This is a genomic window from Streptococcus sp. HMSC065C01, from assembly GCF_001813525.1.
Lineage (GTDB): Bacteria > Bacillota > Bacilli > Lactobacillales > Streptococcaceae > Streptococcus > Streptococcus parasanguinis_V.
In genome coordinates, this window is record NZ_KV812859.1 from 328017 (window position 1) to 338259 (window position 10243).

Consider the following 10243-nt stretch of genomic DNA (forward strand, 5'->3'; position numbering starts at 1 on the left):
ACATGAAAATTGATGGAAATTCGTGTTCATTTTCAAAAATGTAGTACAGTATCACAGAAGAATTGAAACTGTATTATAAAAGAATCTGCTATTTTTCGCAATTTGTCTTTGTGTAACCGGTTTCTGTATGGTATACTACTATTGTAAGTGCAACAGATATAGTTGCTAGAAAGACAATAGAGGAAAATAAAAATGGTTGTTAAAACAGTCGTTGAAGCACAAGATATTTTTGACAAAGCCTGGGAAGGCTTCAAAGGTGAAGATTGGAAAGAAAAAGCAAGCGTTTCTCGCTTCGTTCAAGCTAACTACACACCTTATGATGGAGATGAAAGCTTCCTAGCTGGTCCAACTGAACGTTCTCTTCACATCAAGAAGATTGTTGAAGAAACAAAAGCTCATTACGAAGAAACTCGTTTCCCATACGATAACCGTCCAACATCTATCGCTGATATCGCAGCTGGATATATCGACAAAGAAAACGAATTGATCTTCGGTATCCAAAATGATGAATTGTTCAAATTGAACTTCATGCCTCGTGGTGGTATCCGTATGGCGGAAACTACTTTGAAAGAAAATGGATACGAACCAGATCCAGCAGTTCATGAAATCTTCACAAAATACGTTACAACTGTAAACGATGGTATCTTCCGTGCTTATACTACAAACATCCGTCGTGCACGTCACGCTCACACTGTAACTGGTCTTCCAGATGCATACTCTCGTGGACGTATCATCGGGGTTTATGCACGTTTGGCTCTTTACGGTGCTGACTACTTGATGGCTGAAAAAGCAAGCGACTGGAACTCTATTACTGAAATCGATGAAGAATCAATCCGTCTTCGTGAAGAAGTAAACCTTCAATACCAAGCACTTCAAGAAGTTGTTAAATTGGGTGACCTTTATGGTGTAGATGTGCGTCGTCCTGCCTTCAATACAAAAGAAGCAATCCAATGGACAAACATCGCCTTCATGGCTGTCTGCCGTGTGATCAACGGTGCTGCTACTTCTCTTGGACGTGTGCCAATCGTTTTGGATATCTACGCTGAACGTGACTTGGCTCGTGGTACATTTACTGAATCAGAAATCCAAGAATTCGTTGACGATTTCGTTATGAAATTGCGTACTGTTAAATTTGCTCGTACAAAAGCTTACGACCAATTGTACTCAGGTGACCCAACCTTCATCACAACTTCTATGGCTGGTATGGGTAACGACGGACGTCACCGTGTTACGAAGATGGACTACCGTTTCTTGAACACTTTGGACAACATCGGTAACTCTCCAGAACCAAACTTGACAGTTCTTTGGACTGACAAATTGCCATATAGCTTCCGTCGCTACTGTATGCACATGAGCCACAAACACTCTTCTATCCAATACGAAGGTGTAACAACAATGGCCAAAGACGGATACGGTGAAATGAGCTGTATCTCATGTTGTGTATCTCCACTTGACCCAGAAAACGAAGAACAACGCCACAACATCCAATACTTCGGTGCTCGTGTTAACGTTCTTAAAGCTCTTCTTACTGGTTTGAACGGTGGTTACGACGATGTTCATAAAGACTACAAAGTATTTGACATCGATCCAATCCGTGACGAAGTTCTTGAATTCGAATCTGTTAAAGCAAACTTCGAAAAATCTCTTGACTGGTTGACAGACACTTACGTAGATGCTTTGAACATCATCCACTACATGACTGATAAGTACAACTACGAAGCTGTTCAAATGGCCTTCTTGCCAACTCACCAACGCGCTAACATGGGATTCGGTATCTGTGGATTCGCTAACACTGTTGATACTTTGTCAGCAATCAAATACGCTACTGTTAAACCAATCCGTGACGAAGATGGCTACATCTACGATTACGAAACAATCGGTGAATACCCACGTTGGGGTGAAGATGACCCACGTTCTAACGAATTGGCAGAATGGTTGATCGAAGCTTACACTACTCGTCTTCGCAGCCACAAACTTTACAAGAACGCTGAAGCAACTGTTTCACTTCTTACCATCACTTCTAACGTTGCTTACTCTAAACAAACTGGTAACTCACCAGTCCACAAAGGGGTATACCTCAACGAAGATGGTTCTGTGAACTTGTCTAAATTGGAATTCTTCTCACCAGGTGCTAACCCATCTAACAAAGCTAAAGGTGGATGGTTGCAAAACTTGAACTCACTTTCTAGCCTTGACTTTGGTTATGCAGCTGACGGTATCTCACTCACTACTCAAGTTTCACCACGTGCTCTTGGTAAAACTCGTGACGAACAAGTTGATAACTTGGTAACTATCCTTGATGGTTACTTCGAAAACGGTGGACAACACGTTAACTTGAACGTTATGGACTTGAACGATGTTTACGAAAAGATCATGTCAGGTGAAGATGTTATCGTTCGTATCTCTGGATACTGTGTAAACACTAAATACCTCACTCCAGAACAAAAAACTGAATTGACACAACGTGTCTTCCACGAAGTTCTTTCAATGGATGATGCCTTGAACTAAGATTCAAATAGATCCTAAAAAACCAGTCGGAAACGGCTGGTTTTTTCATCCCCATCGCAAGAGTATTCTGAATTTTGAAAGAGTTTAAGAGCTTACTATATAGGGTTTGACAGCGCTTTCTCCAAGTGTTATAGTAGAGCTGTAAATAATATAGAAGGGGTGATCCTATGTTTTTAACATTTATTTTCGCTATTATTTGGCTCTTTATCCTGATTGCACTGATCTTTTTAGCAACCCTTCTCGTCCAGGACAGCACCGTGCAGCACCACCACCCGAGTTAGCGAATGATAAGCCTAAACAATAGCTATTCTAAACGAATTCAGAAAGGATAAGAAACAAACTAGAATTGTCAGATTTTAGTTCTGTCTCTCGTCCTTTTTTGCTATAATAGAAACAGATTATTTAGTAAGAAGGAAATTATGGAAGAGTCAAAACAGATCAACCAAGTGATCGACGTCCTGATGTTAGCTGGAACCCTCCTGATCGAGAGCGGTTCTGAGATTCACCGGGTCGAAGATACCATGATCCGGATCGCCCATTCACAGGGAATCGTCGATTGCAATGTTTTAGCGATGCCAGTCGCTATTTTCTTTTCAATCGAGAATGCCAATGTCACGCGCATGAAACGGATCTTGCGGACCAATTACAATATCGAAAAGGTCTGTGACGTCAATCAGATCTCCCGTCAACTCGTCTCTGGAGAGATCGATCTCAAGCAAGCCTACCAAGCCCTGAGCGAGTTGAAAATGAAGCGCGTTCCTTATACCAATCTCCAGTTGACCATTGCGGCAACCCTCAGTGCACCTTTCTTCTCCATCATGTTTGGAGGAAATTTCTATGATGCGATTGGAGCGGGTATTGCGACTGTCTTTGCCTTTGCTTTTTCTCTTGTCGTTGAGAAATACGTTCGCATTCCTTTTGTCACTGCCTTTGCAGCCGCCTTTGTCTTTGGTTTTTTGGCCCATATCTGGACGCGCTATAGTGGTTTTTCTTCCAATACCGATCTCATTATCGCAGGCTGTGTCATGCCCTTCGTTCCTGGAATCGCTATGACCAATGCTGTCCGCGATCTCATGAATTACCACCTCAACTCTGGGATGAGCAAACTCTTTGAGACTCTCCTCATTACTCTTGCACTTGGTGCCGGTACAACGGTCGCCCTCGTCCTTATGAAATAAAATGATGAACCTAACTGAATTTTTAATCCAAGCGGTGGCCAGTTTGATTGCCATCATCACCTTTTTAATCGTCCTAAATGTGCAACGCTCCATGTTGATTCCTGGAGGAATCCTCGGTATGGGCATCTGGCTACTTTACTATATCCTGAAAGGGCCTACCAATGTCATCGTTGCAACCTTTATCGCAGCCATTGTCGGCTCCTGTATCAGTCAGATTTTAAGTATCATTCTCAAGACGCCTGTCGTGGTCTTTATGTTGTCCATTCTCGCGCCCTTGGTTCCAGGATATATTTCCTATCGAACCACTTCCTTCTTTGTCAGTGGCCAATATCGCCAAGCAGTGACCAGCGTGACCCTAGTTGTGATTCTGGCCTTGGTCATCTCCATCGGGATGGCTAGTGGATCTGTCGTCTTGAAACTCTACCATTCCTACCAACGTCATCAAAAAAGAAACACGACCAATGCCAACTAGCATTGGTTTTTCAAAACTTATCTATGTAATCGCTTGTATTTTTGTTTAAAAGGAGTACAATGATAGTGAAAAAACAAATCCTTTAAAGTATGTGAGGTGCTGTATGATGGTAAACAAGTATATCAAGTATCTTCCTTGGGTGATTCTAGGATCCTTCTCCTCCTATCTATCAGCGACTTACTATGCCCGCAATTCATTTGACTTGTTCTATCTGACCTTGATCTTTCTGATTGCGGACATCGCTATACTCGTCTTCTACGAAAAAGTTCTAAGAGACAAATGCAAAGAACTCTTCATACGAATCATGAGCAATCCTAAAAAAGATAAGCAAGGATAAGAGTTGAAAAGCCATCTGAGGATGGCTTTTTCTTATAGATTCTCTATTTTTCTTTGAAACATTGCAAAATCGGTCCCGAGAATGATTTCCTTGCTGATCTAGCTTTTTCAAGGGAGTTTTACCCTTAAATATGGTAAAATAGTAACGAAATATACTAGTAGATATCAAATAAAAAAGAGGTTAAGAATGACAATTGGGATTGATAAGATTGGTTTTGCGACGAGCCCTTATGTCTTGCGTTTAGAAGATTTGGCTACTGCTCGTGATACCGATCCCGAAAAACTGAGCAAGGGTCTTCTCTTAAAAGAACAAAGCGTGGCACCGATCACAGAAGACATCGTCACATTGGCTGCTACTGCAGCAGATGATATTTTAACAGACGAAGATAAAGAAGCGATCGACATGGTGATTCTTGCGACAGAATCTGGAATTGACCAGAGTAAGGCTGCTGCTGTGTTTGTCCATGGCTTACTAGATATCCAGCCTTTCGCCCGCTCTTTTGAGATGAAAGAAGCCTGCTATGCTGCGACTGCTGCCTTGGATTATGCTAAACTCCATGTTGAAAAATTCCCTCAGAGTAAGGTTTTGGTCATTGCCAGTGACATTGCTAAATACGGAATTGGGACTCCTGGTGAACCAACACAAGGTGCCGGAGCGGTTGCTATGCTGATCAGCCAAAATCCTCGTGTTCTATCTTTTAACGATGATAATGTTGCCCAAACACGCGATGTCATGGATTTTTGGCGTCCAAATTACGCGACAACTCCCTTCGTGAATGGGATTTATTCGACGCAACAATATCTAGATTCTCTGAAAACAACCTGGGCGGAATACCAGAAACGGACTGGTCTTGCCTTGACAGACTTTGCAGCTGTCTGCTTCCACTTGCCTTATCCGAAATTAGCTCTCAAGGGCTTGAAAAAAATCCTGGATAAGTCAGTATCAGAAGAGAAAAAAGACCAATTACAATACAACTTTGATCAATCGATTCTATACAGCCAACGCGTGGGAAATATCTACACTGGATCTCTTTTCCTAGGATTGCTGTCACTACTGGAAAATGACCCCCAACTCAAAGCTGGAGACCGAATCGCCCTCTTTAGTTATGGAAGTGGAGCTGTTTCTGAGATCTTTAGTGCCAATCTCGTTCCTGGTTTTGAGCAACTCCTAGATCACAAACGTATGGACAAACTAGATCAACGGACGGTTCTTAGTGTTGCTGACTACGAACGACTCTTTTATGAGGAAGCAGATCTAGACTCTAATGGCAATCAAGTGTTTGAGCCTGCTACGCTTCAAACTTATGCTTTGACAGAGATCAAGGAACACCAACGCACTTACCAGAAAGTAGAAAAATAATGGCACGATTACCAGGCTTTGCAAAACTTTCTCCCACAGAACGCATAGAGGCCTTACTGAAGGAAGGCCTCTTAACTTGGGATGAAGCACAGATCTTAAAAGAACAAAAGGGACTTCCCCTTTCTATTGCAGATCAATTGACGGAAAATGTCTTGTCGACTTTTGACTTGCCTTTTAGCCTCGCTCCTTATTTTCTGATCAATGGTCGTGACTATGTCCTTCCTATGGTCACAGAAGAGCCTTCCGTGGTTGCAGCTGCCAGCTTTGCGGCCAAGCTCATCCAACGTTCGGGTGGCTTCACCACCCAGGTACACCAGCGCCAAATGATCGGTGAGATTGCTCTGACAGATGTTAAGGATGTGGAAATGGCTAGCAAGCGCATCCTAGAAGACAAGGAAACTCTTCTTCAGCTGGCTAATGAAGCCTATCCTTCTATCGTCAAGCGTGGAGGCGGAGCGAGGGATCTGTGGGTCGAAAACAAGGGGAACTTTCTCATTGTCTACTTGGCTGTCGATCCTAAAGAAGCCATGGGGGCCAATATGCTCAACACGATGCTGGAAGCTCTGACCGATCGCATCCAAGAACTCTCTGGTGGACAGGCCTTAATGGCGATTTTATCCAACTTGGCCACGCGCTCTTTGGTGAGTGCAAGGTGTGCCATTGATTTTAAAGCACTGAGTCGAAATCCTGAGGAAGCCGTTGAGATTGCCCACCGGATGGAGCTAGCTAGCCAACTGGCTCAAGTGGATCCTTACCGTGCAGCCACTCATAACAAGGGAATTTTTAACGGGATTGATGCCCTGGTCCTTGCTACAGGAAATGACTGGCGGGCCATCGAAGCAGGAGCCCATGCCTATGCCGCACAAAGCGGTCCATACAAGGGCTTAAGTCACTGGAAAAGTCAGCCAGAAGAGAAAAAACTCTATGGAGAGATTACCCTGCCAATGCCGGTTGCGACAAAAGGAGGCTCCATTGGCCTCAACCCTACGGTTCAAGTCAGCCACCGTTTACTAGGAGAACCTTCTGCTATTGAATTAGCCGGTATCATCGCTTCGCTCGGTTTGGCGCAGAATTTCGCAGCCCTCAAAGCCCTTGTCACCACAGGAATCCAAGCAGGACATATGAAACTCCAAGCACGCTCCCTAGCCCTTCTAGCAGGTGCTAAGGAAGAGGAAGTTCCCCGATTGGTCAGCCAACTCCTTGAAAACAAACCCTTTAACTTAGAGAAGGCACAAACACTCTTACAAGAATTGAGAAAATAAAAGAACTAAGACAAACTAATTCTTTAGTAAATTAAGTCAAGTGATCCTGCAAAGAAATAAAAATGAGTTCTAATTTTTTAAATGAATCGAGAATATAATGAAACTTTCCGCCGTGAAAAAAGTGCTAGAAACACTTTTGTTTCTAGCACTCGGAATTATTGAGACCTTAGGCTCAATAATTAGTCATGGAACTTCGTAGAAGTTCGCTGACGTCCGTCTTCACCTAAGGAAAGTTTCTAAGATGATTTTATCTTCACTTTGAGAACTAAGACCCACGTCTTAGTTCTTTTGTGTTTGAAAAATTTTTCTTATTGTTTTAAAAATGGCAACTCGGGATGTTTCTTGGTATAGAGCACCACTTCGATAAAGGTCCCTACTTGGACGGCAAAGAGTAGTCCGACGAGAAGATTAATCCGATGGTCTGTTTCATAAAACGGAGAGTTCCATAAGAAGTGATTGGCTACTGTCGAGAGAACACACCAGAGCCCAAAGATTTTTTCCTTTTTCTGAGTCACTTGAGACAACAAGAGGAAGACACCAACGGATACAACAGCTGTATAGAGGGCATGTGAAGCTAATCCACCAGAGATCCGGTTAATGGCCTCAGTAACCGCAGCTAATTGGCTGGTTTTGGTTTGGCGGGCAACGTACCCTAAATCCTCAATGATTTGAAAACCAAAGCCAGAGCCCAAGCCTGCAATTAGAATCGCTTTTAGATCTTTCTTGCCAACCATCAAGACAACCCAAAAGGCAACTAGAGCCTTAAAGAATTCCTCTGAAAACGGGGCCGTCAAAGCATCCGTCCACTTGTTAAAGACAGTGGCATCCTTGATCACATGGCTATTCATAATATCAATCAAGCTATTGCCTGAAAAGCTCAACCAGCCTGCTACGAAGGCTCCTCCAAACATGGCAATCCATAAGAGATAGGTTGGAACAGACAACTGCTTGGCCAATCGTTTTGAAAAGAGATAGAGCGGGATAATAATAGCAGCTAAAACAGACAAGTTTAAGACCAAGTCTCTGCCTGCAGACTGGCTAAATTCTTGTTGAGAAAGATGACCGAGTTCAAACTCCAAGCCAATTCCTGCCAACAGTAGAAAAAGATAGATCGAGGCTCTTTGAATTTTAGTCATCTTGTTTTCCTCCCTTTTGTTTCTTTGAGCGAATCAGGTAGATCACAATCGCTAGAAGGGTTGCCCCGAACAAGCCTGCTGCTAGAATGTAATCATAGTCAAAATCAACGAGATCAATCTTCTCTTCATAAGCAGCATCTTCTTCGTCATCTAGATCCTGCAGGGCACTTTTTCCGTGTTCATCTGCTACCTTTTGTTCTGCTTCTTTTCTGATTTCTTGCAAGCGTTCGAAGGTTTTCTCAGCTCTTGCCAAGCTTTCCTCTGTTGCCTTCTCACTCGCTTCTTCAGGCTGAGAAGCAAGGGCAATTTGTTCCTGATCACTCAGATCTTGTTCGACCATCCACTGAGACTCCAATCGTTCCATTTCAGTACGAATCGCCCCATCTTCGAATAAATCTGGATATTTGGCCACAAGGTCATTGATTCTTGAAATAGTCCAATACCAAGAGCGATCATTGTAATGATCCCCTAATTCTTGGTAGGCTTGATAGGTGTTGAGAATATTGCCATAGTAGGGTAGGTATGGAGCATTTCGTGGACTACCCATCGACAGCCACATGGTGCCTCCACCTGCACTCGCTGGGACATCGTCTTTCAGTTGGAAAATATGGGCCTCCATGACATTTGGATTGGAAATAGGGTATTTATAAACCTCATCAAACTCCCCTTTTTTCGGAATGCCTTTTCCATCCAGCTCCATTTGATCCTGTGGTTTATATTTGGTTCCTTCCAAACGATTGCGTTGCAGATTCATGGCATCGCGGAGGGTTAATTTTCGATCGGTTGTATGAAGCAGGTCAAAGGACGCATCGTCATATTTAACAGGAGAGCTTGGGTCTAGCGATTTGATTCCCGACCAAACCCGAGAGCGATCTGCTTCTTGCAAAGGCGGATTATAGGATTGAGAAACGTGGAATTTTCCGTCCACTTCCTTATAGCTATTGGCTTCTTTGGCGACTTTTTCAAGATCTTTTGAGGCGATCGTGCGTTCGGTATCCGATAGATCGACATGCCCTAAGAAGAAAGTATTTGGAAAGACCGCAAACCGATCCTCTGGGAAGAGAATCGCTGCATATTGGTGACCAGATAGGATTTCCATATACCAGACGCCTTCTTTATCGGCAATGGTCACAATATTTCCTTCTGCAGCGCCTTTTTCTTCGACGATTTTAGCAATGAGTTCAACCCCTTCTCTTGCGGTTTTCACACTTGGGAGAACGATACTGGTCAAGCCTGATTCTGCGAGGCCATCCTTGACATAGGGATCCACCTTTTGGATCTTGTCATTTGCTGAAGCAGATACAGTAGCAGAAATGGAAACCCCATATTCATTGAATCCTGCTTCGTCAAAAATTCCCTGATCTGGGGTGACATCTGGGACTGCTGTATACTTATAGCTAATCTCTGGCAAGGGATATTGAAAACCGTTGGCGGCATCCTCAAAGATGGCACCTTTTTTATTGTAGACGCGCTCTCTGACCACAAAGTTTTTATTATGGTTGGGCTCTAAATCTTCGGTACGCCCTACCAAGGTCGAGCCGTCGGCCGTCAGTTTCTTTCCGATGATGAACCCCGTACAGGCCTCAACAGGTTGAGCAATCAACAAAAGCGGAAGCAAGGCTGCTACAGCTGAGCGAAAATAGTGCTTCTTCATCCTAAACTCCTTTTTAAAAATGTTTTTCCTTATTTAGTATACTCTTTTACGATCCTGTTTTGCAAGCGATTCCAGCAACCGTAAAGGATTCGTAAACTATCAGAATTTTTGAGGGAAAACACTTTTTCAAAAAAAGAAAGGATTAGCTTATTTTGCCAATCCTAAACGAATAGGAACTAATTTTTAAGTAAAATAGGTTAAGTGATTCTTCAAAGAACTATAAAAGAGTTCTAATTTTCAAAATGAATCATAATATACGAAAACTTTCTGCCGTGAGAAAAGTGCCTGAAACAAAAACGTTTCAGGCACTCGGGAGTTTTGAAACCTTAGGTTCAAA

Annotated in this window: 8 protein-coding genes; 6 read left to right on the top strand and 2 right to left on the bottom strand. The window is 43.0% G+C overall.

The annotated features are described in order from the left end of the window. Positions 1-192: 192 nt before the first annotated feature. From pflB to HMPREF2918_RS10100, 6 genes are all read left to right on the top strand, one after another. Positions 193-2508, top strand: a complete 2316-nt coding sequence (pflB, locus tag HMPREF2918_RS10075) for a formate C-acetyltransferase (RefSeq protein ID WP_070595524.1) — start codon at positions 193-195, stop codon at positions 2506-2508. Between the two features lie 419 nt (positions 2509-2927). Beyond that, a complete protein-coding gene (locus tag HMPREF2918_RS10080; RefSeq protein ID WP_070595526.1) occupies positions 2928-3686 on the top strand; it encodes a threonine/serine exporter family protein in 759 nt (252 codons plus the stop codon). Between the two features lie 4 nt (positions 3687-3690). Continuing rightward, on the top strand, positions 3691-4158 hold the full coding sequence (locus tag HMPREF2918_RS10085; protein ID WP_070595558.1) for a threonine/serine exporter family protein: 468 nt from the start codon (positions 3691-3693) through the stop codon (positions 4156-4158). A gap of 106 nt (positions 4159-4264) precedes the next feature. Continuing rightward, a complete protein-coding gene (locus HMPREF2918_RS10090; protein ID WP_070595560.1) occupies positions 4265-4495 on the top strand; it encodes a hypothetical protein in 231 nt (76 codons plus the stop codon). Between the two features lie 186 nt (positions 4496-4681). Beyond that, entirely contained in the window at positions 4682-5854 is a 1173-nt protein-coding gene (locus HMPREF2918_RS10095; RefSeq protein ID WP_070595527.1) for a hydroxymethylglutaryl-CoA synthase, read from the top strand. Then, positions 5854-7116, top strand: coding sequence for a hydroxymethylglutaryl-CoA reductase, degradative (locus HMPREF2918_RS10100; protein WP_070595529.1), 1263 nt, complete (start codon positions 5854-5856; stop codon positions 7114-7116). The genes HMPREF2918_RS10095 and HMPREF2918_RS10100 overlap by 1 nt, the downstream gene beginning before the upstream one ends. A gap of 308 nt (positions 7117-7424) precedes the next feature. Here the strand turns inward: HMPREF2918_RS10100 and HMPREF2918_RS10105 are convergent, their stop codons facing one another. Beyond that, a complete protein-coding gene (locus HMPREF2918_RS10105) occupies positions 7425-8252 on the bottom strand; it encodes a PrsW family glutamic-type intramembrane protease (protein WP_070507057.1) in 828 nt (275 codons plus the stop codon). Continuing rightward, positions 8245-9906: a C69 family dipeptidase gene (locus HMPREF2918_RS10110; protein ID WP_070507054.1), complete on the bottom strand. Its 1662-nt coding sequence runs from the start codon at positions 9904-9906 to the stop codon at positions 8245-8247. The genes HMPREF2918_RS10105 and HMPREF2918_RS10110 overlap by 8 nt, the downstream gene beginning before the upstream one ends. Positions 9907-10243 lie beyond the last annotated feature (337 nt).